The 23,964-nt window shown below is 70.7% G+C and carries 21 protein-coding genes; 12 read left to right on the top strand and 9 right to left on the bottom strand.

The genetic code is table 11. From position 1 onward, the window contains the following. Positions 1 to 234 precede the first annotated feature (234 nt). Positions 235 to 1,251: an NADPH:quinone reductase gene (locus BKA14_RS29070; protein WP_239093383.1), complete on the top strand. Its 1,017-nt coding sequence runs from the start codon at positions 235 to 237 to the stop codon at positions 1,249 to 1,251. Here BKA14_RS29070 and BKA14_RS29065 read toward each other — a convergent pair. From BKA14_RS29065 to pseB, 6 genes are read right to left on the bottom strand one after another with little or no spacing between them, the layout of a single operon-like run. Then, positions 1,229 to 2,242 (bottom strand): PseG/SpsG family protein, encoded by a 1,014-nt coding sequence (locus BKA14_RS29065; RefSeq protein ID WP_184953998.1) that lies wholly within the window; start codon positions 2,240 to 2,242, stop codon positions 1,229 to 1,231. The genes BKA14_RS29070 and BKA14_RS29065 overlap by 23 nt on opposite strands. A 2-nt stretch (positions 2,243 to 2,244) precedes the next feature. Next, positions 2,245 to 2,970 carry a cytidylyltransferase domain-containing protein gene (locus tag BKA14_RS29060; RefSeq protein ID WP_184953997.1) on the bottom strand — a complete coding sequence of 242 codons (726 nt, stop codon included), beginning with the start codon at positions 2,968 to 2,970 and terminating at the stop codon, positions 2,245 to 2,247. Further along, on the bottom strand, positions 2,967 to 4,463 hold the full coding sequence (locus BKA14_RS29055) for a class I SAM-dependent methyltransferase (protein WP_184953996.1): 1,497 nt from the start codon (positions 4,461 to 4,463) through the stop codon (positions 2,967 to 2,969). Before BKA14_RS29055 ends, BKA14_RS29060 begins: the two co-directional genes overlap by 4 nt. Further along, on the bottom strand, positions 4,460 to 5,320 hold the full coding sequence (locus BKA14_RS29050; protein ID WP_184953995.1) for a hypothetical protein: 861 nt from the start codon (positions 5,318 to 5,320) through the stop codon (positions 4,460 to 4,462). The genes BKA14_RS29055 and BKA14_RS29050 overlap by 4 nt, the downstream gene beginning before the upstream one ends. A 3-nt stretch (positions 5,321 to 5,323) precedes the next feature. Then, the gene (locus BKA14_RS29045) at positions 5,324 to 6,442 is read right to left on the bottom strand and encodes a DegT/DnrJ/EryC1/StrS family aminotransferase (RefSeq protein WP_184953994.1); all 1,119 of its coding nucleotides are present in this window, start codon (positions 6,440 to 6,442) and stop codon (positions 5,324 to 5,326) included. Then, positions 6,442 to 7,473 (bottom strand): UDP-N-acetylglucosamine 4,6-dehydratase (inverting), encoded by a 1,032-nt coding sequence (pseB, locus tag BKA14_RS29040; protein ID WP_202993944.1) that lies wholly within the window; start codon positions 7,471 to 7,473, stop codon positions 6,442 to 6,444. Before pseB ends, BKA14_RS29045 begins: the two co-directional genes overlap by 1 nt. A gap of 142 nt (positions 7,474 to 7,615) precedes the next feature. Between pseB and BKA14_RS29035 the strand changes: the two genes are divergently transcribed. The 9 genes from BKA14_RS29035 to BKA14_RS28995 all read left to right on the top strand — a co-directional run bounded on the left by BKA14_RS29035 (position 7,616) and on the right by BKA14_RS28995 (position 18,683). Beyond that, positions 7,616 to 7,861 carry an acyl carrier protein gene (locus BKA14_RS29035; protein WP_184953992.1) on the top strand — a complete coding sequence of 82 codons (246 nt, stop codon included), beginning with the start codon at positions 7,616 to 7,618 and terminating at the stop codon, positions 7,859 to 7,861. After that, positions 7,854 to 8,591 (top strand): SDR family NAD(P)-dependent oxidoreductase, encoded by a 738-nt coding sequence (locus BKA14_RS29030; protein ID WP_184953991.1) that lies wholly within the window; start codon positions 7,854 to 7,856, stop codon positions 8,589 to 8,591. The genes BKA14_RS29035 and BKA14_RS29030 overlap by 8 nt, the downstream gene beginning before the upstream one ends. After that, positions 8,588 to 9,817, top strand: a complete 1,230-nt coding sequence (locus BKA14_RS29025) for an AMP-binding protein (RefSeq protein ID WP_239093381.1) — start codon at positions 8,588 to 8,590, stop codon at positions 9,815 to 9,817. Before BKA14_RS29030 ends, BKA14_RS29025 begins: the two co-directional genes overlap by 4 nt. Then, positions 9,814 to 10,851: a LuxE/PaaK family acyltransferase gene (locus BKA14_RS29020; protein ID WP_184953990.1), complete on the top strand. Its 1,038-nt coding sequence runs from the start codon at positions 9,814 to 9,816 to the stop codon at positions 10,849 to 10,851. The genes BKA14_RS29025 and BKA14_RS29020 overlap by 4 nt, the downstream gene beginning before the upstream one ends. After that, a complete protein-coding gene (locus BKA14_RS29015; protein WP_184953989.1) occupies positions 10,848 to 12,035 on the top strand; it encodes an acyl-CoA reductase in 1,188 nt (395 codons plus the stop codon). The genes BKA14_RS29020 and BKA14_RS29015 overlap by 4 nt, the downstream gene beginning before the upstream one ends. Before the next feature lie 5 nt (positions 12,036 to 12,040). Then, complete coding sequence (locus tag BKA14_RS29010; protein ID WP_184953988.1) at positions 12,041 to 14,383, top strand: hypothetical protein; 2,343 nt, start codon at positions 12,041 to 12,043, stop codon at positions 14,381 to 14,383. A 65-nt stretch (positions 14,384 to 14,448) separates the two neighbouring features. Beyond that, a complete protein-coding gene (locus BKA14_RS29005) occupies positions 14,449 to 15,783 on the top strand; it encodes a sensor histidine kinase (RefSeq protein WP_184953987.1) in 1,335 nt (444 codons plus the stop codon). Positions 15,784 to 15,795: 12 nt separating this feature from the next. Next, positions 15,796 to 16,440 carry a response regulator gene (locus tag BKA14_RS29000; protein ID WP_184953986.1) on the top strand — a complete coding sequence of 215 codons (645 nt, stop codon included), beginning with the start codon at positions 15,796 to 15,798 and terminating at the stop codon, positions 16,438 to 16,440. A 71-nt stretch (positions 16,441 to 16,511) separates the two neighbouring features. Beyond that, positions 16,512 to 18,683 carry an MMPL family transporter gene (locus tag BKA14_RS28995; RefSeq protein WP_184953985.1) on the top strand — a complete coding sequence of 724 codons (2,172 nt, stop codon included), beginning with the start codon at positions 16,512 to 16,514 and terminating at the stop codon, positions 18,681 to 18,683. Here the strand turns inward: BKA14_RS28995 and BKA14_RS28990 are convergent. Then, positions 18,680 to 19,315 carry a GNAT family N-acetyltransferase gene (locus BKA14_RS28990; RefSeq protein WP_184953984.1) on the bottom strand — a complete coding sequence of 212 codons (636 nt, stop codon included), beginning with the start codon at positions 19,313 to 19,315 and terminating at the stop codon, positions 18,680 to 18,682. The genes BKA14_RS28995 and BKA14_RS28990 overlap by 4 nt on opposite strands. Before the next feature lie 399 nt (positions 19,316 to 19,714). Between BKA14_RS28990 and BKA14_RS28985 the strand changes: the two genes are divergently transcribed. After that, positions 19,715 to 20,554: a hypothetical protein gene (locus BKA14_RS28985; RefSeq protein WP_184957019.1), complete on the top strand. Its 840-nt coding sequence runs from the start codon at positions 19,715 to 19,717 to the stop codon at positions 20,552 to 20,554. Further along, positions 20,554 to 22,419: a class I SAM-dependent methyltransferase gene (locus BKA14_RS28980; protein ID WP_184953983.1), complete on the top strand. Its 1,866-nt coding sequence runs from the start codon at positions 20,554 to 20,556 to the stop codon at positions 22,417 to 22,419. The genes BKA14_RS28985 and BKA14_RS28980 overlap by 1 nt, the downstream gene beginning before the upstream one ends. Positions 22,420 to 22,455: 36 nt before the next feature. Here BKA14_RS28980 and pseI read toward each other — a convergent pair whose 3' ends face one another. Together pseI and BKA14_RS28970 are read right to left on the bottom strand one after the other, a co-directional pair. Next, complete coding sequence (gene pseI / locus BKA14_RS28975; protein WP_184953982.1) at positions 22,456 to 23,484, bottom strand: pseudaminic acid synthase; 1,029 nt, start codon at positions 23,482 to 23,484, stop codon at positions 22,456 to 22,458. Beyond that, positions 23,484 to 23,936, bottom strand: coding sequence for a GNAT family N-acetyltransferase (locus BKA14_RS28970; RefSeq protein WP_184953981.1), 453 nt, complete (start codon positions 23,934 to 23,936; stop codon positions 23,484 to 23,486). Before BKA14_RS28970 ends, pseI begins: the two co-directional genes overlap by 1 nt. Between the last annotated feature and the right edge of the window lie 28 nt (positions 23,937 to 23,964).

Here is a 23,964-nt window from a genome sequence, read left to right as displayed (position 1 = left end):
GCGACCCTAACCCTGTGTGCCGACCACAGGGTTCCGCCATGCGACTGCTCTTGACCGGGCCGACCATCTCCGGCTTCGACCGGGTGACTCTCCGAGCACACAGTCGAGCTGGACGAGCGGGCGTCCGGAGGCGCTCGGCTCAGGATCGGCGGTCCGCACCCACCACCCCGCCGGGACATCTTGACCTTGATGTTGATCTTCGTGGGTCGGGGGGAACGTGAAAGGGTGGGATGCATGATGCGTGCAGCCGTCTTCACTGAGCCAGGTCCCGCGTCCGTTCTGCAGATCACCGAGCGGGATCTGCCGCCTGCCGGGCCTGATGAGGTGCGGGTGCGGATCGTTCTGTCCGCCGTGAACCCGACCGACACCGGGACCCGGGCCGGTAAGGGCGTGCCCGACGGGGTCAAACCGCCGCGGGTGCCGAATCAGGACGGGGCCGGCATCGTGGACGCGATCGGGGACGGGGTGACCGGGCTCGAGCCGGGCGATCACGTCTGGGTGTGGGACGCGGGTTACGGCCGGGAGAACGGCACCGCGCAGGAATTTGTGGTGCTGCCCCGCCGTCAGGTGGTGCGGATGAACGACGACGTGCCGTTCGAGGTCGGAGCCGACCTGGGGATTCCGGCTTTGACCGCGCACCGGTGCCTGACGCTGGCCAGCGACGGCCCGGCCCGGCTGGAGCCCGGCGCCCTCGACGGCCGTACGGTGCTGGTGGCGGGGGGTGCGGGTGCGGTCGGCAACGCGGCGATCCAGCTGGCCAAGTGGTCCGGGGCGACCGTGCTGACCACCGTCTCGTCGAAGGAGAAGGCCGAGCTGGCCGCGGCCGCGGGGGCCGACACGGTGATCAACTATCGGGACGAGGACGTGGCCGCGCGCATCCGCGAGGTCAGCGAGGGCGGCCCGAACATCGTGGTCGAGGTCAACACCGACAACCTCCCGCTCGACCTCGACGTGATCGCCCCCAACGGCAACGTCGCCATCTACGTCGCGGGCAAGGTCGCCATCCCCAGCTTCAAGGCGATGCTCAAGAACGTCAGCCTCGACTTCGTGCTGACCTACACGACCTCGGCCGAGGAGAAGGACAACGCGGTGGCCGCCGTGGCCGAGGCCGTCAACGCCGGCGCCTTCCGGGTGGGGGAGGACGCCGGGCTGCCGATTCTGCGCTACCCGTTCGAGCGGATCGCCGACGCCCACGAGGCCGTCGAGCAGAACGCCGTGGGCAAGGTCGTCATCGAGGTGACGCAGCCTTAGCCAGCAGCGCGTCGGCCACCCGCTCCACGCCGCGGCCGTCCACCGCCGACCAGGCCCGCTGGGCCAGTTCGGTGCGGGCGGCCGCGTCGGTGAGCAGCCGCTCCAGCGTGTCGACGGCGTCGACGCCCAGGTGGCCGAGCCGGCCCAGGCCCGCCCCGTAGCCGCGGGCGATGGTCCGGTCGTAGCCGAGGATCTGGTTGTCGACCACCCAGACCAGCGCGGCGGGCAGGCCGAGGCAGAGCAGCTCCCACGTCGACGTGCCGCTCGCGCTGACCGCCAGGTCGGCCTCGGCCAGCAGCTTGGGCAGGTCGTCGGTGGGCGCGATGATGTCGAAGCGCTGGCCCTCGGCCGGCACCACGGCGTGCAGCTCGTCGCGCAGGCTTTCATCGGCCCCGATGATCGTGGCGTCGAACCGGGCCCCCGTCTGGGCCAGCCGCACCGCGATCTCGGGTGCGGCCCGGTAGGCGTCGGTCCCGCCGAAGAAGGCCACGACCTTGGGCGTACGGGCGTCGGTGTGCACCGGCGGCGCCGCGGGCCGCAGCGAGCGCACCGAACTGCGGAACAGCGCGTAGTCCAGCCCGGCCAGGCCGAGTGCGCCCGGCACGTCGATCGCCGAGTCCAGATTCTGGTCGACGTAGATGTCGGCCGTCTGCCCACGGAAGTCGCCGTCGACGATGGCCAGCACGGGCCGGCCGGTCGCCCGGACCGCGGCCGAGTGCTCCGGCGGCAGCGTGTACGAGTCGACGACCAGCGCGTCGAGTTCGAGCTCGTCGGCCGTCGCGACCAGGGCCGCGGGGTCGGCCGGGGGCGGCCGCCAGGGCAGACCGCGCTGGGTGAGCTGCGACTCGGCCCACGCCACGCCGCCGAGGTCGCTCAGGAAGACGACCACGACGCCGCGGGCGACCAGTTCCTCGGCCAGCGCGACGCACCGGACGAGATGCCCGACGCCGGTGCGCGCACCGGCGTCGCAGCGGATACCGACGATCGTCACGGTTACGCCTGCACCAGGGCCTTCTGCAGGACGTGCGCGTTGAGCTCGATCAGGTCGGGTCGGCCGGCCAGCCAGTTGGCCAGCTCGCGCACCGAGATCGGTTCGTCGCCGAAGTGGCCGACGATCGCCTCGATGAGCTTCCAGTCGTCCTCGGTGTCGAGCGTGAGACGCAGGTGCGACAGGTCGGGCTGCATGGTCAGCCCGATCACGTCGAAGTCGTCGGCGTGCGTGTAGATGTACGACGTCACGTGCGTGCGGTGGTGCTCGGTGGCCAGCGCGTCCACGGCCCGCAGCACCGGCGTGCGTACGACCTCGACGTCGAGGCCCCGAGGCAGCGTACGGGTGATGGACGTGGTCATGTAGTCGACGCCGGACGCGGTGAACACGCGGTGGGCCAGCGCGACCAGGTGCGGGTCGAGCAGCGGGCAGTCGGCCGTGAACCGCATGACGACGTCGCTCTCGTGCTGGTCGAGAACGCCCAGGAACCGGGTCAGCACGTCGTCGACCGGGCCCCGGGTGCACGGGATGCCGATCGCGGCGCACTCGGCCACCACGGCGTCGTCGGCCGGCTCGATCGTGGTCGCGACGACCAGGGTGTCCAGCACACCGCTCTGCTGAGCGGCCCGGATCACACGCTCGAGGACACTGCGGCCGCCGAGTTTGCGCAGCACCTTGCCGGGGAGGCGCGAAGAGCCCATCCGGGCCTGGATGATGCCGAGGGTTGTCATTTAAGTCCTTTTCGAAGGCGGTTCCGTGCCTTGCGGGCTACCCCATAGCCGATCTTTGCAACGCGGAAGCTCACCGTGCCGCTGAAAATGGCGGCCTGCTTGCGGAGCTTGTTGAGTTCCTTGTCCCGCTTGTTGAGCTCGCGTTCGTACCACTGGGCGCGGGAGGTCGCGTCGGCGATCTGCCGGCGCAGCGCGCGCAGCTGCTCCTCGTGCTCGCGGCGGGAGTCGGGCAGGGGGATGTCGTCCTCCGCCGGGACGGGCGGGACGGCGTCGGGCAGGCCCGCGGCACCGTGGAGGACCGAGGTGAGTGTGGCCAGATCGGTGGCGGCGGGCCAGGGATGGGCGTAGCCCCCACCGAGGAGCGTCTGTGCGAACCGGCGGATCACGTCGGTCTGCGGGGGAATGCTGGGGTCGAGCACTGCGAAGGCGTCGTGGTGGACTACGACGTTGTCGGCGGTGGTTTCGGGCCGCGCGGCGGCCCAGCCGGTGAGCAGGCGCCGCAGGAGGGGCAGGTCGTGGCGGAGGGCCGCGCCGAGCAGCAGCTCCTCGAGCAGGCGGCCGACGGGCAGCGGCCCGTTGAGCACGCCGGCGTCGCCGATCAGAACGCGCCGGACCCACGTGCCCTCGGGGCCGGGCGCGATCTCGACCACGGAGTCGTCGCCGGCCAGCACGGGCGGCAGGGCCAGCGCGGCCGCGGGACGGGGCGCGCGGTGGGCGACGACCAGCCAGGAGGCGGCGAACTCGGGGCCCAGCCCGCCCCGGACGGCCGCCGCGGCGAGCCGGCGGGGGTCGCTGAGCACCGCCTTCTCCACGTACGCGGAGCCGACCGCGCTCGCGGCCACGGCGGCCAGCACGTCGGTGGGGCCGTCCTGCAGCGCGTTGGGCGTGGCGATCAGCGTGGGCGACTCGGGCACCGGCCAGGCCGAGCCCAGCCAGTCGATCGCGAGCCCCTCGGCCGACAGTTTGCCGGCCAGCCGGGTCGGGTTGCCGGGCTTGGTGTCGAACTCGCCCAGCGGCCGCCACGCGCTGTCGGTCTGGGCCGAGGTGTGCGTGCTCGGGTCGACCAGGCGGTGCACGCCCAGTTCGTTCTCGACGGCCAGCAGCAGCGTGCCGCCCGGGCGCAGGACGCGCTTGAGGGCCTGCAGGCTCGCGGCCCAGTCGAGCTGCTCGTCCTCGACCGAGCAGAGCCGGTCGAGACCGTCCAGGGCGACCACCACGTCGTATCTCTCGGCGACCGGCAGCTTGGCCAGCGTGCCGCAGAGGACGGTGAGGCCGCGGGCGTCGAGCTCGATCGCCTCGGGCTCGGAACGCACCAAACAGGTGACGCTCGCCCGCTCGGCCAGCGCGTCGATCAACTCGTCGGTGTGCGGGCCGGCCACCAGCACGTCGGCGCCGGGCGGGAGCTGCCCGGCCAGGTAGCCGAACAGGGCGCCACCGGCGCGCGGGCGGTCCTCGGTGAAGGAGGGCATCTCACCCCCGATCATCTCGATCATGCGGGCACCTCTGCTCGTGACTCAGCGTCAGCGGAGTCGGCAGTGTAGTACGCCGTCCACCCCAGCATCGCGCGCAGCTCCGCCGGTGACGCCAGGTAACCGTCTCCCAACTCGCTCAGGGCCGACGCGCGGGCGGCCACCGGGTCGAGGTGCTTGCCGTGCAACTCGGGCCAGCTGCGCCGGACCCGGTCGGCGGTGGGCCGGTGCTCCTTGTCGAGATGCATCGGGTCGCCGTAGACCGCGCCCTCGCAGCCCGCCGCGATGCCGTGGAAGATCGCGCTGCTCAGCCTGTTGGACGCCACCCGCTTGTGCCGGCGCAGCTCGATCAGCTGGTTGTCGAGGAAGTCGATGTCGGTGTCGCGCCACTGGTAGCCGCGGTAGCCGTGGCAGATGACCCGGCCGTACTTCTCGTACGAGGCGCGCACGGCGTCGTTGCGGAACTCGTGCCAGTAGAGACAGAAGGTCACCGGGCCGCCGCGCTCGGTCTCCATGATCTCTTCGACCTGGCGCTCGTGGTCGCCCGCGATGTGCTGGCCCTCCCAGCCGTGGAAGGGATACCAGATCGTGCCCTCACGAGGGGCCGGTGTCGGGTCGGGTCGCATGGTCAGCAGGTAGAGGAACGGGGCGCCGACCACGGTGGCCTGGCGGCGCCCCATCGACCAGGCCCGGCGCCGGGTCTGCTCGGAGTAGACGAAGATGGGCCGGCCCGGCACGTAGGGCGTGCCGGCGCCGAGCCCGTCGACCACGTTCCACCCGTGCTGCAGGTAGCCGTTGATCCGGGGCGGATGCTCCCGATCTAACCCGCAGTACTCGGCCAGGATGTGTGCGTGGCCGTAGAAGTGGTTGGCGTGGTGCACCCGCTAGCTCCCGAGGATGTTACGCAGCGTCTCCACAACGCGGTCCTGATCGGCGTCGGAGAGATCGACGAAGAGCGGCAACGATAGCTGTTCAGCGTAGAAGGTCTCCGCCACGGGGCACATGCCCCGCTGATAGCCCAGGTCGGTGAAGACGGGATGCCAGTACACCGGGATGTAGTTGACCTGCACGCCGATCCCGGCCTCGCGCATCCGCTCGAAGACCTCACGCCGTCGACCGTCCAACACCCGTACGGGATAAAGGTGACGCAGCGGGTCGACGCCCTCGCGCTGGATCGGCAGCCGGAGCCCGGGCACGTCGGCCAGCAGCTCGTCGTAGCGCGCGGTCAGCTGCTGCCGACGGGCCTTGAACGCGGCCAGCCGCTTGAGCTGCGAGCTGCCCAGGGCGCAGAGCACGTCGGGCAGCCGGTAGTTGTTGCCGAACTCGTGCACCTCGTAGAACCAGGCGCCCTCGTCGGGGTGGCGCAGATTGTCGCGGACCACGCCGATCGTGCGGAACGTGCGCGCCCGCTGGAGCAGCTCGGGCCGGATCGACGCGACGGCGCCGCCCTCGGCAGTGGTCATGTTCTTCGTCGGGAAGAACGAGAACGTCGTCAGGTCGGCCAGCGTGCCCACCGGGCGGCCGTGCACGGTCGAGCCGATCGAGTGCGCCGCGTCGCCCACGAGCACCGCGCCCACGCCGTCCGCGATCTTGCGAAGCGCGTCGTAGTCGGCCGGGTGGCCCGCGTAGTCGACCGCGCCGATCGCCTTGGTGCGCGGGGTGACCGCCGCCTCGACCGCGGCCGGGTCGATGTTGGCCGTCTCGTCCTCGATGTCGGCAAAGACGATCTTGGCGCCCAGCAGCGACGCGGCCGAGGCCGTGGCCACGAACGTCATCGGGGTGGTGACCACCTCGTCGCCCGCCGTCACGCCGGCCGCCGCGTACGCGGTGTGCAGCGCGGTCGTGCCGTTGGTGACGGTGACCGCGGGCGCGCCGGCGACGGCCTCGATGTCGGCCTCGAACTGCGCGACCCGGGGCCCGGTGGTCAGCCAGTCACTGCCCAGGGCGGCGACCACCGCCTCGACGTCGGACTGGTCGATCGACTGCCGCCCGTACGGCAGCATCAGTTCTCCTCGAGCAGCTTGCGCATGTCCTCGACGGAGAGCCAGAGGTCGTTGTTGTCGGAGCGGTAGTTGAAGCCGTCCGCCACCTCTTCGCCGCCCTCGGGGGTCTCGTAGCCCCAGCTGGCCACGACCGGCTGCACCACGTAACGGTCGGGGAAGCGCAGCGTGCGACGGCTGTCGTCGGAGGCGATCATCTCCTCGTGGAGCTTCTCGCCCGGCCGGACGCCCATCTCGTGGGTGGCCGAGTTCGGCGCCACGGCCTCGACCAGGTCGAGGATGCGCATGCTGGGGATGCGGGGCACGAACAGCTCGCCGCCCTGCATGGTGTCGAACGAGTCGACGACGAACTTCACGGCCTGGGGGAGCGTGATCCAGAAACGGGTCATCCGCTTGTCGGTGATCGGCAGGCTCTTGCCCTCGGCGGCGAGCTTGCGGAACAGCGGGACGACCGATCCGCGGCTGCCCATAACGTTTCCGTAACGGACCACCGCGAGGCGGGTCGGGTGGGTGGCGGCGTAGTGGTTGCCGGCGATGAAGAGCTTGTCGGCGACGAGCTTGGTCGCGCCGTACAGGTTGATCGGGCTCGACGCCTTGTCGGTGGAGAGCGCGACGACCTTCTTGACGCCCTTGTCGATCGCGGCGTCGATCACGTTCTGCGACCCGTTGATGTTCGTCTCGACGAACTCCGACGGGTTGTACTCCGCGGTGTCGACCTGCTTGAGCGCGGCCGCGTGCACCACGTAGTCGATGTTGTGCATGGCCCGCTCCAGGCGCGCCTTGTCCCGGATGTCACCCAGGAAGAAGCGCAGCCGCGGGTCATCACCGAACATCTGCCGGACCTCGTACTGCTTCAGCTCGTCCCGGGAGAACACGACGATGCGCTGCGGGTCGAGGTGGGTCAGGGCGTAGTTGAGAAACGCCTTCCCGAACGACCCGGTGGCACCGGTGACCAGGATCGATGATCCGCTGAGTACAGACACTTTGATTTTCTCCCGGGGGGTGGGACAGGACGCAGTACGAGCCGGAAGCATAACCAGCCGACCAGCAGATTTCTGAGTCAACCCGAAACGCAAACCTTAGTTCACCTGGTGTTCAGCTAGCATTGCCCAGCAGTTAACCGCGTGCGACGAGGTTAAGAATCCTCTGTTCACCCAGCCCCTTTGGAGAACCCCTGTGAGTGACCTGCAGAGACTGCGCGAGGCGTTCCGCACCGCACTGGACCTTCCGGCGGACGCGCCCGTGGACGACCTGCAATACCAGGACAACGAGAAGTGGGATTCCCTCGCTCACATGTCTCTGGTGGCCGCCATCGAGGACGAGTTCTCCGTGATGATTGACACAGACGACGTCATCAACATGTCGAGCTTCGCCGAGGCGACCCGAATTCTCGGCAAGTACGGAGTGAACTTCCATGAGTGACCGGGTGGCCCTGGTGACAGGCGCCTCCCGCGGAATCGGTCGTGCCACCGCCACGCGTCTCGCGGAGCGAGGGCACGACCTCGTGCTGCACGGCCATGGCGCCGATGCCGTGGCCGCGGTCGCCGAGGAACTCGCCGCCAAGTATGGCGTGACCGCGGTCAGCGGCCACGGTGACATTGGTGACCCCGAGACGGCCAAGGCACTCGTCCAGCTCGCCTTCGGCACCTTCAAGCGCCTGGACGCGCTGGTCGTCAACGCCGGCACGCACGCGGCGGGCATGCTCGGCATGACCGACGACGCCACGATCCAGCGCCTGTTCGCGGTCAACTCGGCCGGCGCGGTCTACACGCTGCGCGGCGCGGCCCGCCTGCTGGCCCGGGGCAAGAGCCCGGCCGTGGTCCTGGTGTCGTCGATCACCGCCTCGCGCGGCATCGCCGGTCAGGCCGTCTACTCGGCCTCCAAGGCCGCCGTGGCCGCGCTGGCCAAGTCGGCTGCCAAGGAGCTCGGCAAGCAGGGCATCCGGGTCAACGCGGTCGAGCCCGGCTTCATCGCCACCGACATGCTCGACACGCTCGACGAAAAAGGCCGCGAGGAGCGCATCGCCGACACGGCGCTGGGCCGGCTGGGCGAGGCCGACGAGGTCGCCGACGTGATCGCGTTCCTCCTCTCCGAGCAGGCCCGGTTCGTGACCGGCCAGGTGCTCGGGGTCGACGGAGGACTGACGCTGTGAATCTGCTCCACCCCGGTGCCCGTGTGATCGACGCGGCCACCGGCGAGACGCTGACCGAGGACATGATCGAGGCGGCGGCCGCCGCCCTGGCCGACGAGCCGGGCGGGGTGGTGTTCCACCCGTTCGAGACGACCCTGCCGGCGATCGCCCGCTATCTGGCGGCGTTCCGGCTGGGCCGTCCGATCGTGCTGCTCGACCCCGACGGCGACCACACCGCCCTGATCGAACGGTTCAGCACCACCGAGGTGCACCCCGACCTGGCGCTGCTGCTGACCACGAGCGGCTCCACCGGCAACCCGAAGCTCGTCCGGCTGAGTGCGGATGCCGTACGGGCTAACGCCGCGGCCATCGCCGAGGTGCTCGACATCACCGGGGACTCGGTGGCCGTCACGACGCTGCCGCTCTTCTACTCGTACGGGATGTCGGTCCTCAACTCGTATCTGCTGACCGGGGCCACGGTGGTGCTCGAGCGCACCGGCATCATGCAGCGCGACTTCTGGACCGCGGTGAACGAGCACGGCGTCACGTCGATGGCGTTCGTGCCCTCGCAGTACGAGATGCTCCGCCGGCTGCGCTTCGACCCGGCGAAATACCCCACGCTGCGCACCCTGACCCAGGCCGGCGGGCGGCTGCGCACCGACCTGGTGACCGACTTCGCGCAGCGAATGGCCACCGTCGGCGGCCGGCTCTACGTGATGTACGGCCAGACCGAGGCGGCGCCCCGGATGGCCACGCTCCCGCCCGAGCGGCTGGACGAGAAACTCGGCTCGGTCGGCCTGGCGCTGCCCGGCGGCGCGTTCGCCGTCGAGGACGACGAGATCGTCTATCGCGGGCCCAACGTGATGATGGGCTACGCCGACACCGCGGCCGATCTCGCGCTCGGCGACGTGCAGGGTGGCGTGCTGCACACCGGTGACCTCGGTCGCATCGACGACGAGGGCTTCCTGTTCATCACCGGCCGGATCAAGCGGATGGGAAAGGTCTTCGGCGTCCGGATCAACCTGGACGACGTCGAGAAGAACTTCCCGGTCACCGCCGTGGCCGGCGACGACAAGCTGGTCGTCTTCGCCGAGGGCATTTCGGACGACGAGGCACGCGGCCTGCGCACCAAGATCGCCGAGTGGCTCGGGACACATTTCTCCGGCGTCGTAGTGCGTAGTGTTGACGCGCTGCCGTTGCTACCCAACGGCAAGATCGACTATCGGGCGCTGGAGTCTTCGTTGTGAGTGTCTTCACCCTGCCTCAGGCGGCGAAGGAAGAGGTCCTTCTCAAGGAGCTCTCCGCGCTGACCGAGCATCACCGGGAGAACTGCGAGCCGTACGCGCGGATCCTCGCCGCCTCGGGCTACCAGCCGGCGAACTCCGTCGCTCAGCTGCCCTGGCTGCCCGTCCGGCTGTTCAAGAACCTCGAGCTCAAGAGCATCCCGGACGACGAGGTGTACAAGGTCCTCACGTCCAGCGGCACCACCGGGGCCGAGGTCAGCAAGATCTACCTCGACAAGGCGGCCGCGGCCGAGCAGACCCGCAAGCTGGGCGCCACCGTGCAGAGCGTGCTCGGCCCCAAGCGGCTGCCGATGATCCTGGTCGACACCAAGGCGATGCTGAAGGACCGCAAGTCGTTCAGCGCCCGCGGCGCCGGCGTGCTCGGCATGTCGAACTTCGGGCGCAACCACGTCTGGGCGCTCGACAACGAGGGGCACGTCGACGTCGAGGCGCTGCGCGGCTTCCTGGAGCAGTACGGCGACGAGCCGTTCCTCATCTTCGGCTTCACCTACCTGGTCTGGCTGCACCTCTACGAGGTCGCGCGGGACAACGGGCTCGACCTCAGCAACGGCATCCTGATCCACTCGGGCGGCTGGAAGAAGCTGGTCGACCAGGCCGTCTCGCCCGAGGAGTTCCGCAACCGGCTGGCCGCCGTGGGCCTGACCAAGGTGCACAACTACTACGGCATGATCGAGCAGATCGGCACGATCTTCCTCGAGGGCCCCACCGGCGGCTCGCTCTACTGCCCCGACTTCGCCGACGTGGTGATCCGCGACCCCGAGACCTGGGCCGAGCAGCCCGTGGGCAAGCCGGGCCTGATCGAGGTCATCAGCACCCTGCCCACCTCGTACCCCGGCCACGTGCTGCTCACCGAGGACCTCGGCGTCGTGCACGGGGTCGACGACGGCGACTGGCCGGGCAAGCGCTTCTCCGTGCTCGGCCGGCTCCCGCGGGCCGAGGCGCGCGGGTGCTCCGACACGTACCGGGAGGCGGCGTGATTCAGTATCGCTTCGGCGTCGAGGGCGACCTGACCGCCCCTTCGGACGACCGGCTCACCGTCGGCGACCCCCGGGTCATCGACTTCCTGGGCAAGGTGGCCCGCAAGCTGCTGGCCCCGGCCGTGGCCCGGCGCCACCCCGAGCTGGGCTCGCTCGGCTTCTTCCTGCGCCCGGCCGAGCTGCACCGCACGGTCGAGCACATGCGCTCGGGCAACGCGCTGGTCTTCCCGCGCGGCAACGTCTTCCACATCCCGCCGGCCAACGTCGACACGATCTTCGTGTATTCGTGGGCGCTGTCCGCGCTGGCGGGCAACCACAACGTCGTCCGGATCTCGGAGCGCTCGGCCACCGCGGCCGACACGATCCTGGGCGCGCTCAACGAGGTGCTGGCCGACGCCGACCCGGTGATCGCCCGCACCCAGCGCATGATCACCTACGGCCGGGACGACAAGGTCACCGCCGCCCTCAGCCAGTGGGCCGACCTGCGGGTCATCTGGGGCGGCGACTCGGCAGTGGAGGCGATCCGCAAGCACCCGCTGCGTCCCTCCGCCCGTGACCTGACTTTCCCCGACCGTACGTCGTGGGCCGCGCTCTCGGCCGACGGCTGGCGCGCCGCCGACCCGGCGAAGAAGCGCGCGGCGGTGCTCGGGTTCACCAACGACTCGTACTGGTTCGACCAGGCCGCCTGCTCCTCGCCGCGCACGGTCTTCCTCGTGGGCGAGAACACCGGCGACGTCCGGGCGGAGTTCATCGACCTGCTGCTGGGCATGGTGGGCGAGCGTGGCTGGGAGATCGACGCCGCCATGGCCGTCGAGAAGCGCGTCAACGCGTACGGGATGGCCGCGACCGGCGCGATCTCGGCGATGGAGTTCCCGGCGAACTCGGTCACCGCGATGTCGCTGATCACCGTGCCCGACGCGCCCCGCCGCTGGATCGGCGCCGGCGCCTTCCCGTTCGCCGAGGTGGGCTCGCTGCTCGACCTCGTGCCCGCGATGAACCGGCAGGACCAGACGTTCAGCCACTTCGGGTTCAACCGCGAGCAGCTGAACGAGTTCGCGCTGGCCCTGGGCGGGCGCGGGGTCGACCGGATCGTCCCGTTCGGTCAGGCGCTCACCTTTGGCTCGATCTGGGACGGATACGACCTCCCGCGCGAATTCACCCGGTTGACGACTCTCGTAGAGTGACGGCCGTGCTCGATACCGCCGAGGCGCCGCCCGCACCGCAGCCCTCGGCGGCACCCCAGCCGCGTCCGGCCCCGGTCCGCCGCCGCCTGCGGTGGCCGCTGGCCGTGCTGCCCTGGATCTTCCCGGCCGTCGCGCTCGTCCTGGCCCTGCTGAACACGGGCGTCGAGGGTCGCGACATCGCGCTCTACGCGTTCTACTTCGCGGTCGACATCGTGCTGCCCGGCACCCTCGTGTATCGGCTGCTGCGCGGCAGCCGCGGCAACGTGCCCGAGGATCTCGGTCTCGGCGCCGCCACCGGCCTGCTCCTCATGCTGGGCGGCTGGGCGCTGTGCGCGCTGCTCGGCACCCAGGTGTTGCTGCCGTGGTGGCCGGCGCTGGTCGTGGTGCCGTTCCTGGCCGTGCCCAAGCTGCACCGGCACTGGCGGGTGAGCCGGCCCCGGCCGCTGCCGCTGCGCTGGTCGTGGATCGTCGCCGCCGGCTTGGTGCTGCTGGTCGGCGCGGAATACCCCGCCTGGACGGCCACGCCGCTGCCGCCCGCGGGTGGCGAGATCTATCAGGACCTCTGGTATCACCTGGCGCTCGTGCACGAGATGACTCGCTCGATGCCGTTCCAGGTGCCGCAGATGGCCGGCGACACGCTGACCTACCACTACCTCTCCGACGCGGACATCGCCACGGCCAGCATGATCACCAAGATCGACCCGGCCGTGGTGCTGCTGCGGCTGTGGATCGTGCCGGTGTCCGCGGCCGGGCTCCTGGTGCTGGCCGCGCTGACCCGCACGCTCAGTGGCACATGGTGGGCGGGCGCGCTGGGCGGGACGGCCGGGGTGCTGGGCCTGCCGCTGCTGCTGGGGTCGGCCACCACTGCGCTGGGCGTCAACCCGGTCAGCTTCTACAGCCCCTCGCAGGTGTACGCGATCCCGCTCCTCGCCCTGCTGGTCATCCTGGCCGTCGACGTGCTGCGCGGCCGTCCGCTCGGCTGGTCCTGGCTGCTGGTCTTTCCCCTGGCCCTGGCCTGCGCCGGCGCCAAGTCGAGCACCCTGCCGCCCCTGCTGGCCGGGCTGCTCGCCGCGGTGGTGCTGGTCGTCTTCCGGCACCGGCGCCGCCTGCTGCCCACGCTCGCGCTGCTGGGGCTCACGGTGGCGGCGGTGGTGCTCGGTTTCCGGCTCTTCGCCGGGGGCGGGGCCGGCACGCTGGGCTTCCAGCCGCTCGCCATCCTGTACTGGGTGGTGCCGTATCGCCAGACGATCGGCTACCAGGACGTCATCGACAAGAACATCCTCATCCCGTACGGGGTGGAGCACACGGGCACGGCGGGCCGGGCCTTCATCGCCGGGCTGCTGATCTGGTGGCTCGTCATGCAGGCTCCGCGCATGCTGGCCCTGGCCGGGGTCGTCGCCCGGCCCACCCGCACCGAGCCGGCGATGTGGCTGCTGGCCGGCATGACCGGGGCCGGGGCCGGGGCCACCTTCCTGCTCTGGCACCCGTCGGCCAGCCAGATCTACTTCTACATGAGCGCGGCGCCGTTCGGCACGGTCGCGGTCGCCTGGCTGATGGCCGCGACCTCGCGCAGCTGGCGGCCCGTGCTGGCCGGGATGCTGGCCGGTGGCGTGTGGGCGCTGATCGCCCCGCAGATGTATCCGCCGCCGGTCGACCGGGTGATCCGCTGGGCCCTCGTCCTGGCCGAGCCCATCGTCCGCACCACGATCATCGCCGTCGGCGTGGCCGCGATCGCGCTGATCCTGCGCCGCGTCTTCACCGGCCGCACCCCCTGGCGGGCGTTGCCGGCCGGAATCCTGGCCGCGGTGCTCGGGGCCGGCCTGATCGGCGGCGCCCAGCGCCAGTTCCAAGAGGTCGACGCGGCCCTGTCCGGCGTGCCCGCGCCGGTCGAGGAGAACCCCGGCAAGATCCTCGAACCCGAGGAGATGCAGGCCGCGCAGTGGCTGGCCGCCAACACCGGCCGCGACGACGTGGTGGCCACCAACGTGCACTGCACGCCGATCGACTGGACCTCCGGCTGCGACTCCCGGGCGTTCTGGGTGGCCGGGCTGGGCGGACGCCGCACGGTCATCGAGAGCTGGGGCTACACCGACGCCGCGCTGGCCCTGGACGGCGTGAACGGTGAGCGCTACATGCGGCAGCCGGCCCCCGACTACGAGCGTTACGTGCTCAACGAGAAGGTCTTCGCCAACGGGCAGGAGGCCGACATCGCGGAGCTCAAGCGGCTCTACCACGCCAAGTGGCTCTTCGCCGACGACCGCGTGGCCGGGGTCGTGTCGCCCAACCTGGCCCAGGTCGCCGACGTCAGGTTCACTGCCGGTCCGGTCACCATTTACGAGTTGCGCTGACGCCTAAGGTGGGGTTAACCCTACTGTCGATCGGGCGGCGGGCAGGATCGGAACGGGGAGCGCCGATGCCTAGCGTCAACAGCATGATGACGTACGCCTCCCCGCCCACCCGCTCCCCGCTGGTTCGCCTCGCGCGCCAGGTCGGCATCGACACGCAGTACGTGCTCATCGGCTTCCCGCTCGGCCTGCTCACCGTGACGCTGTTCATGACGCTGTTCTTCACCGGGCTGGGCACGCTGATCATCTGGGTCGGCCTGCCGATCCTGCTGGCCACGCTGATGACGGCCCGCGGCTTCGCGACGCTGGAGCGGGCCCGGATCGGCCCGGTCTTCGGTCAGAAGATGCCGCACCCCTATTACAAGCAGGCCCCGGCCGACGCGGGCGTGCTGCGCAAGACCCTGGTGCCGCTGACCGACGGGCAGGCCTGGCTCGACATGGTGCACGGGATGTTCCGCTTCATCCCCAGCACCATCGCGTTCAGCCTCGTCGTCACCTGGTGGTCGGGCGCGATCGGCGGCCTGACCGTGCTGCTGTGGGACTGGTCGATCCCGCGCCCGGAGGAGAACACCGACCTGCCCGAGCTGCTCGGCATGGGCGACGGCACGGCCACCCGGCTGATCTTCTACTTCGCCTGCGGTGTCTTCTTCGCCGGCACGCTCTACCCGGTCGTCCGGGGCGCCGCGCTGCTCGAGGCGTTCTTCGCCCGCGGCCTGCTCAACGGCGTCAACGACCTGCGCGAGCAGGTGGCCGAGGCGAACGCCGCCCGCGAGGTGGCCCAGCAGCAGAAGGCGGCCGCCGTCTCGGCCGAGGCCACCGCGCTGCGCCGGCTCGAGCGCGACATCCACGACGGCCCTCAGCAGCGCCTGGTGCGCCTGGCCATGGACCTGGGCCGCGCCGAGCAGCAGTTCGCCACCGACCCCGAGGCCGCCCGGGCCACCGTGGCCGAGGCCCTGACCCAGACCCGCGAGACGCTGGACGAGCTGCGCGCGCTGTCCCGCGGCATCGCCCCGCCGATCCTGGTCGACCGCGGGCTGCAGGCCGCCCTGACCGCGCTGGCCAGCCGGTGCACCATCCCGGTCGACCTGGACGCGCCGGTCGCGGAGCGGCTCGAGCCCGCGCTGGAGTCGACGGCCTACTTCGTGGTGGCCGAGGCGCTGACGAACGTGGCCAAGCACAGCTACGCCAACGAGGTGCAGGTGAGCGTCCGCCGCAACGTCAGCGGCCTGCTCGTCTCGATCGCCGACGACGGCGTGGGCGGCGCCAGCGTGGCCAAGGGGCACGGCCTGGCCGGGCTCGACGACCGGGTGCGGGCGGCCGGCGGGGTGCTGGACGTCGACAGCCCGGCCGGGGGAGGGACGAGGCTCACGGCCGCCCTCCCCGTGGCCACAGCCGGGATCTGACAGCATGACCCCATGCGAGTGGTGATTGCCGACGACGCGGTGCTGTTGCGTGAGGGACTCGTCAGGCTCGTCGAGGAGAACGGCCACACCGTGGTGGCGGCCGTCGGCGACGGGCCTTCCCTCGTGTCCGCGATCGCCGAGCACAAGCCGGACGTGTCCATCGTGGACGTCCGCATGCCGCCCTCGCACACCGATGAGGGGCTCCGGGCCGCGGTGGAGGCGCGCGGCCTGGTCCCCGGCACCCCGATTCTCGTGCTCTCCCAATACGTCGAGGTCTCGTACGCCGACGATCTGCTGGCCGACCGCCTGGGTGCGGTCGGTTATTTGTTGAAGGACCGGGTGTCCCAGGTCGCCGAGTTCCTCGACGGGCTGCGCCGGGTCGCCGGGGGCGGCACTGTCCTCGACCCCGAGGTGGTCAGCCAGCTGCTGGTCCGCCGGCGCCGCGACGACCCGCTGCGGGCGCTCACGCCGCGCGAGCGGGAGGTGCTCGGGCTGATGGCCGAGGGCCTGTCCAACGCCGCGATCGCCCGCAAGATGGTGGTCACCGACGGCGCGGTCGAGAAGCACGTGCGCAACATCTTCACCAAGCTCGCCCTGCACCAGGACGAGGAGCAACACCGCAGGGTCATGGCGGTGCTGGCCTACCTCCAGGGGTAGGGCTAACACCACCACCGATACGCGGGTCAGCGGTATCGATCGGAGCGGCCGCTCTTCATAGCGTCATTGCCATGGAGAGCCCCGGAAAAGTCAAGGGAATCGCGGCCCGCGCCGCGTTGTGGAGCGCCCGCCATCGGACGCTCGCGATCCTCGGATGGATCGCATTCGTCGTCGCCGTCACCGTCCTGGGCGGACAGTTCGGCCAGATCGAGGCCACGAACGCCGACCAGGGACACGGCGACACCAGGAAGGCCGACCAGATCGTCGAGGCGGCCGGCTTCCCGGAGCGGCCGGCGGGCGAGATGGTCATCGTGCAGAACCGGGCGGGCGCCGATCGTACGGCCGCCGTCACCGAGGTGACCGCCGCGCTGAAGAAGACCCCGGACGTCGTCGACGTGCAGAAGCCGATCGTGTCGCCGGACGGCCGTTCCTCGCTCATCCCGTTCGCGATCGCCGGCGATGCGGAGGACGCCGCCGACCGCGTGCAGCCGTCGCTCGACACGGTGGCTCGGGTGCAGGCCGCGCACCCTGACCTTTACATCGCCCAGGGTGGCGACGCCAGCGGCGACAAACTGATCGGTGACAAGCTCGACAAGGGCCTCAACACCCTCGGGATGCTGTCGATCCCGGTGACGCTGGGCATCCTGCTGGTCGCATTCGGTGCGGTGGTGGCGGCGCTGCTGCCGGTACTGCTGGCGATCATGGCGGTGGTCGCGGCGATGGGTCTGCTGGCTTTCGCGAGCCACCTGGCGCCCACGGTCGACACCACCGCGCACGTGATGCTGCTGGTCGGCCTGGCTGTCGGCGTCGACTACTGCCTGTTCTACATCCGCCGGGAGCGCGACGAACGCCGCAACGGCGCCGACCCGCACCGGGCCCTGGTGATCGCGGCGCAGACGTCGGGCCGCTCGATCTGGATCTCCGGCCTCACCGTGATCGTGGCCATGGCGGGCATGTTCTTCACCTTCGACGCCACGTTCGTCAGTTTCGGGGTGGGCACGATCCTGGTCGTCGCGACGGCAGTGCTCGGCTCGCTGACCGTTCTCCCAGCACTGCTCTCGGCGCTGGGCGACAAGGTCGACGCGATCAAGATCCCGGGCCTGTACCGGCGGCGCAGCGAGAGCCGCGTGATCAACGGGTTCCTCGGGCTGGTGCTGGCCAAGCCGCTGATCTCGGCCGTGCTGGCCGTGGGCGCGCTGGCCGTGCTGGCCGCCCCGATGCTCGACCTGCGCACCAAGGGCGAGGGCATCGAGGACCTGCCCGCCACCACGCCGATCGTGCAGGCGTACAAGGCCATCGGCGAGGCCTTCCCCAGCGAGACGTCGCCGGTGGAGGTCGTGGTCGAGGCGCCGTCGGTGCGGACGCCGCAGTTCGAGGCGGCCGTGGCCCGTCTCCGGGCCGAGGTGGAGGCGAGCGACGGCCGGTTCGTGGGACCCGTGGAGGCGCGGATCAACCCGGCCGGCACGGTCGCGGTGGTCTCCCTGGGCATGGCCGACAAGTCCGACTTGGGGCAGCTGCGCGAGACGATCGTCCCGGCCGCCTTCGGTTCCTTCCCGGCCCTGGTCACCGGGGCGGCCGCGGGTGAGGCCGACTTCAACGCCCGGCTCGACGCGAGTATGCCCTGGGTGTTCGGCTTCGTGCTGGGGCTGGCTTTCCTGCTGCTGCTCGTCTCGTTCCGGTCGGTCGTGGTGGCCGTCACCGGGGTGGTCCTCAACCTGCTCTCGGTGGCCGCCGCGTACGGAATGCTGGTCTTCGTCTTCCAGTACGGCCACTTCGAGAGCCTGCTCGACTTCCAGGCCGCGGACGGGATCATCAACTGGATGCCGTTGTTCCTGTTCATCATTCTGTTCGGGCTCTCGATGGACTATCACGTGTTCGTACTCAGCCGGATCCGTGAGGGGCACGACCGCGGCCTGCCGACGCGGCGGGCGGTGCGCGAGGGCATCGGCCGTACGGCCGGCGTCATCACGAGCGCCGCGGTCGTCATGGTGGCGGTGTTCGCCCTGTTCGCGACCCTGCCGCTGACGTCCACGAAGCAGCTCGGCATCGGTCTGGCGGCGGCGGTGCTGCTGGACGCGACGATCATCCGGGTCGTCCTGCTGCCGGCCGTGATGGCGCTGCTGGGCGAGAAGAACTGGTGGCTGCCGAAGTGGCTGGGCTGGCTGCCGCAGATCGCCCACGAGCCGCCCGCCCCGGCCGGCGCCGCCCGCGACGAGAAGGAGCGCGAGCTGGCCGCGGTCTAAGGCCCGACGTGCAGCAGCAGCTCCGCGCCGACCGGTCGGTAACCCGCCGACTGGAAGGCGCGGATGCTGCGTGCGTTGCCCGCGGCCTGCTGCGACCAGACCACCGCGCCGGGCGGGATCAGGTGGCGGGCGGCCAGGGCCAGTGCGCGGCCGAGGCCCCTGTCGCGCACCTGCTCGTCGACCTCGATCGAGACCTCCCAGCGGCCGGCCACGCCTTGCCCGATCGTCAGGACGCCGCCGGCCGCCGTCCAGGTGCGCACGTCGTCGCGGCGACTCAGCGCCCGGCGTACGCGGGGATGGTCCTGGCTCTGCTCGGTGATCGGGAGCGGCGGCGGGCCGGGCAACGCGCCCGCCACGGTCAGCAGGTCGATCGTGTCGGTCGTGCGGCCGGTGCGGGCGAGCAGCGCGGCCAGGAAGGCCGGGTTCATCGTGGCCGCTAGCGGATCACTGTGCGTGGCCGCGATCGTCGCGCGGATCCACTCCGGGTCGTCGTCCAGAAAGATCACCGTGTGTGCGGTGAAGGCCAGCACTCCGGCGTCGCGGGCGCTGGGCTGAGGGACGATCGTGGTGCCACCGTCGGGCTCGGGGAAGTCGCCCGTGGCGGCCCCGTCCAAAATCTTGGCCAACTCCATCCTGCGATCCTCCTACGGAGGGACCAGGGTCAGGCATGACCGGGGCGGACGTGGCGGCGTCCACCCCGGCCGGCCTGGAGGCGTCCACTGTAGGCGACGATATTGAGAGGTGCTCAACACCTGGGCAAGTTACGGGCAGATCGGGTGATGTGCGACACACGGAGGTCCACCCCGAGGTGCCCTCAGGGGTGCTGTTTGCTGGTAAGTTGCGGACATTTCGGCCGCACGGCTCGCCGTTCCGACCGGGGAACGATTCCCTAACGGTCCGAGCGGAACTTAACCTTGAGTGGTACCTTTCGGCGTCGACTTGACGGGCCGCGGCACGGCCAGGCCCGGAAATTTCGCGCGCCCGAGCGAACCGAGATGGCGGCGCACCAGCAGCCGGCGATGGACGAGGGAATGCATCACGCCAACTATCACTACGGTCACGCCCACCTGTTGGCCCGCTACTGCGATCTGCCCGATCCGCTGCACCCGCCCCGCCTGCAGGGCTACCTCCAGCACGGCTGGAACATGGGTGACGGCCTGGCTCCGGGCACCCCGTTCGTAGACGGCAGCAAGATCTTCGTCTGGTCCGAGGAGACCCGGCGCCGCTCCTGGTCGCAGGGCCGCCGCGACGTCGTCGTGGTCGGCGCTCCCTTCGCGTACCTGCTGGAGATGGAGCCCGAGCCGGCCGACGCTCCCGAGCCCGAGGGCACGATCTTCTACCCGTTCCACGGGTGGGAGGGCCAGCAGATCAGCGGTGACCACCAGAAGCTGATCGACGAGGTCAAGCGGGTCGAGACCGGGCCGGTCACCGCCTGCCTGTACTGGAACGAGTACAGGATGAAGAGCGTACGGAAGATCTACGAGAACGCCGGTTTTCGGGTGATCTGTCACGGCTACCGCGGTTTCTGGTGGCGTGACCACAACCGCGAGTTCCTGGTCGGCCAGCTCAAGGAGTTGCGCCGCCACCGCCGAGTAGTGTCGAACCGGCTGTGCAGCGCCGTCTGGTACGGCGCTCTGGCCGGCCGGGAGGCCGCCGTCTACGGCGACCCGATGGTCCTTGACAACGCTGACCCCACCTTCGGTGGCGAGCCCCGCCTGCGCCGGCAGTGGCCCGAGCTTTATGGGCACCACACCGACAACGCGGTGACCCACGCGCTGGCCCGCCAGCAGCTGGGTGCCGACGAGTTGGCCCATCCCGACGAACTGCGCGCCATCCTGGGCTGGCCCGCTTCCACAGAGAGGGTGAAGTGATGTCGGAGCGCTCCGCTGCCCTGCTTCCGAACGAGGGTACGGACTTCGCCGCCGCGCTCGCGGCGCCGCCGGTGAACAACCTGCGGCGCATCGGCGGCGAGATGTTCGCCTGGAGCGACCGCGACCCGCAGCGCAGCCAGTCGCTGCCGCGCGGCGCCGTCCTTCGCCACCTGCTGCGCCGATACGCGGGCCCCGGCCGTACGGTGCTGGTCGCCGGCCCGCACAGCGAGGAGGTCGTGACCGCGCTGGCCGACACCGGTGCCTCGGTGTCCTGGCTGCTGCGCTCGCTGATCGACGCCGAGGACGCGGCCCGCGGCAACTCGCGGATCACCGTGCTGGCCGGCGCCGCGGTCAAGCTCGACGCGGCCGAGAAGTTCGACCTCGTGGTCGCGGCCGACGGCGTCGACCGGCTCAACTCGGCCGAGGGCGAGCAGATGACTGCCGCCCAGCTCATCGACCGGCTGGCCGAGGCCGTACAGCCCGACGGCGTGCTGCTGCTCATGCACGACAACCGGCTCGGCGTGCACCACACCGTGCGTCTCGAGCCCGGGGCCAAGGAGCGGCTCGACTCCGACTGGTACAACACCGATGACGAGAACGACACCCAGCGGCCGGCCTCGCAGGAGCAGCTGGCCGCCCGGCTGGCCCAGTCCGGCCTGACGGTCGCCGCCTCGTACGCCGCGTTCCCCGAGCCCGCCGCGCCCACCGTGCTGGTCGGCGAGGGCCTGCTCGGTGAGGTCGCCTCGCCGCTGCGCCCGCGTCTCGGCACGGCGCTGTCCCAGGCGTTCGCCGGCGCGTTCCGCGGCCGCCCGGTCCTCAGCGACCCCCGCCGCCTGGTCAACCGCGCGCTGCGGGCCGGCGCCGAGGGCACGGTCGCCCCGGCTTGGCTGGTCATCGCGCGCGGCCCGGGCGAGGCCCCGGCCGTCGACCGGCACCAGCTGCTGATCGGCGACGCCCGCGGTTCGTTCGCGTACGAGGTGACCTCGGCCGACAGCCAGGTGCGGACCACCGTCCTGGAGCCGCTCGAGGGCCCGATCGAGCGGGAAGGCCTGCGCCGCATCAGCGAGCCCCAGGCCCCCGGGGCCGACGTCGGCTATGTGCTGGAGGAGCGCCTGGAGCACCTCGCGGCCACCAGCAACCTGCGCCAGATGCGGATCGAGCTGGCCCAGTACGACACCTGGCTGCGCGCGCAGGCCCAGGACGGACTGCTCAGCGGCCCGGCCGCCGTGGCCGGTCTAGCCGACGTCTTCGTCACCGAGAGCGGCCCGGCCCTGCTGCCCACGAACTGGGAGCCCATCGAGCCGGTGGCGCTGGAGACGGCCGAGATCCGCGCGGTCTGGTCGTTCGCCGTCCAGCTGATCACGTCGGGTCAGCCGCACCCGTGGCCGATCACCTCGAACGCGGTCGACCTGACGGCCACGATCCTGGGCATGGTCGGGCTGGGCATCGACGCCGACAGCGTGCGCGCCGCGGTCGAGCTGCACGTGCGCCTGGAGACGGCGGAATTCGGCCTGAGCCTTTCCGACCAGCACGACCGGCGGCTGCAGCTGCTGGCCGTCTCACCCGGCTCGGCCGCGGTCGACGTGGCCGGCTTCCGCGAGCTGACCGAGGCGCTGTGGCGCCAGCGGTACGAGGCGAGCCACCTGCTGGCGATGATGGACTGGACCGAGCAGATCATCAAGTCCCGGGACCTGCAGGTCAGCAAGATGGACTGGGAGGTTCAGTTCTACAAGAAGACCTGGGCCGGCCGGTTCCTCTGGATCTCGCGCTGCGCCTACCGGGTGATCATGCGCGACGGCCGGAAGTTCCTGCGCGGACGCCGGGCCCGCAAGGCCGCAGAAGCGCAGGCCAACGCAGTACGGTGAGGTTCGGCCCCGGGGGACGCCCCCGGGGCCGTTCCTTTAGATGAGGTCCCAGCTCAGCGGGGTGCCCTTGGCCGCGTCGGCCGTGAAGGTACGCCCCATGACCAGGCCGATCGCGTCGGGCTCGAGCCCGCCGGTGGGGCGGATGGACCGCACGTTCTCGGGCGTGACCTGGTCGCCCGCCTTGACGTCGGCCACCACGTAGAGCGACCGGCGGAACCGCAGGCCTTCCTTCTCGGCCTCGGTCGGGCCGATGTGCGTGGTGCCCAGCGCCTGCCAGGCCCGCTCCGTCTCGATGCGCATGGCCTTGAGCTCGGCCGGATCGAGCGAGAAGGCCGAGTCGACGCCGCCGTCGGCCCGGTCCATCGTGAAGTGCTTCTCGATCAGGCAGGCGCCGAACGCGACGGAGGCGATCGGCACGCCGATGCCGTGCGTGTGGTCGCTCAGGCCGATCGGCCGCTCCAACATCTGGGCCAGCACCGGGATGCGGCGCAGGTTGGTGAATTCCGGCGGCGCGGGATACGACGCGGTGCAGCTCAGCACCGTGATGTCGGTGGCGCCGACGCCCTCGGCGGCCTCGACCGCGGCCGCGATCTCCTTCACCGAGGCCATGCCGGTGGAGATGATGATCGGCTTGCCGGTGCTCGCGGCCAGGCGGATCAGCGGCAGGTCGGTGATCTCCGAGGAGGCGATCTTGTAGAGCTCGGCGTCGAGCTTCTCGAGCAGTTCGACCGCCGTACGGTCGAAGGGGCTGGAGAACGGCGTGATGCCGCGCTCGCGGGCCCGCTCGAAGATCGGCTGGTGCCAGTCCCACGGGGTGTGAGCGCGCTCGTACAGGTCGTACAGGTACGCCTCACTCCACAGCTCGTGACCCTTGGAGATCTGGAAGCGCGGATGCTTCACGTCCACGGTCATGGTGTCGGCCGTGTACGTCTGGATCTTGATGGCGTCCGCGCCGGCGTCGGCCGCCGCGTCGACCAGCGCGAGCGCCCGGTCGAGGGAACCGTTGTGGTTCCCGGACATCTCCGCGACGATGTACGGCCGCTTGTCGGGCCCGAACTTAGTCATTACTTCCCTCTCTCCGTCCAGACGACGGTCTTCATCTCGCCGTCGACGAGCCGTTCGTAACGCCGCGTCTCCTTGAAGCCGAAGCGGCGGTGGAGCGCGAGCACCTGCTTGTTGTCGGCGAGCGTCTCCCCGCCCAGGGTCTCCAGGCCGAGTGGGCCGAACGCGTACTCCACGGCTTCCTTCTCCAGCCGCATCCACGCCGCCAGCAGCCCGTCGCCCAGGCCGGCCACGTCGAGGTAGAAGGACCAGGTGTTCTCGTTGAAGATCACGACGCCGGCCGGGACACCCCGATCGTCTTCGTAGATCAGCACATCACGCCAGCGCTTTTCCCACCACTTCGCGTGCTCCTCGGGCTTGATCTCGTGCGTGGTCAGGCTCACGGCACGCACCGACTCGTGGTTGCGCCAGGGCAGGATCAGGTCCCGTTCGGCGTAGGTCGCAGGTCGCAGCACAGTGACAAAGTATGGCCGCCCGGCGACC

This window comes from Paractinoplanes abujensis (assembly GCF_014204895.1).
Lineage (GTDB): Bacteria > Actinomycetota > Actinomycetes > Mycobacteriales > Micromonosporaceae > Actinoplanes > Actinoplanes abujensis.
This window is presented reverse-complemented; position numbering and strand designations above follow the sequence as displayed.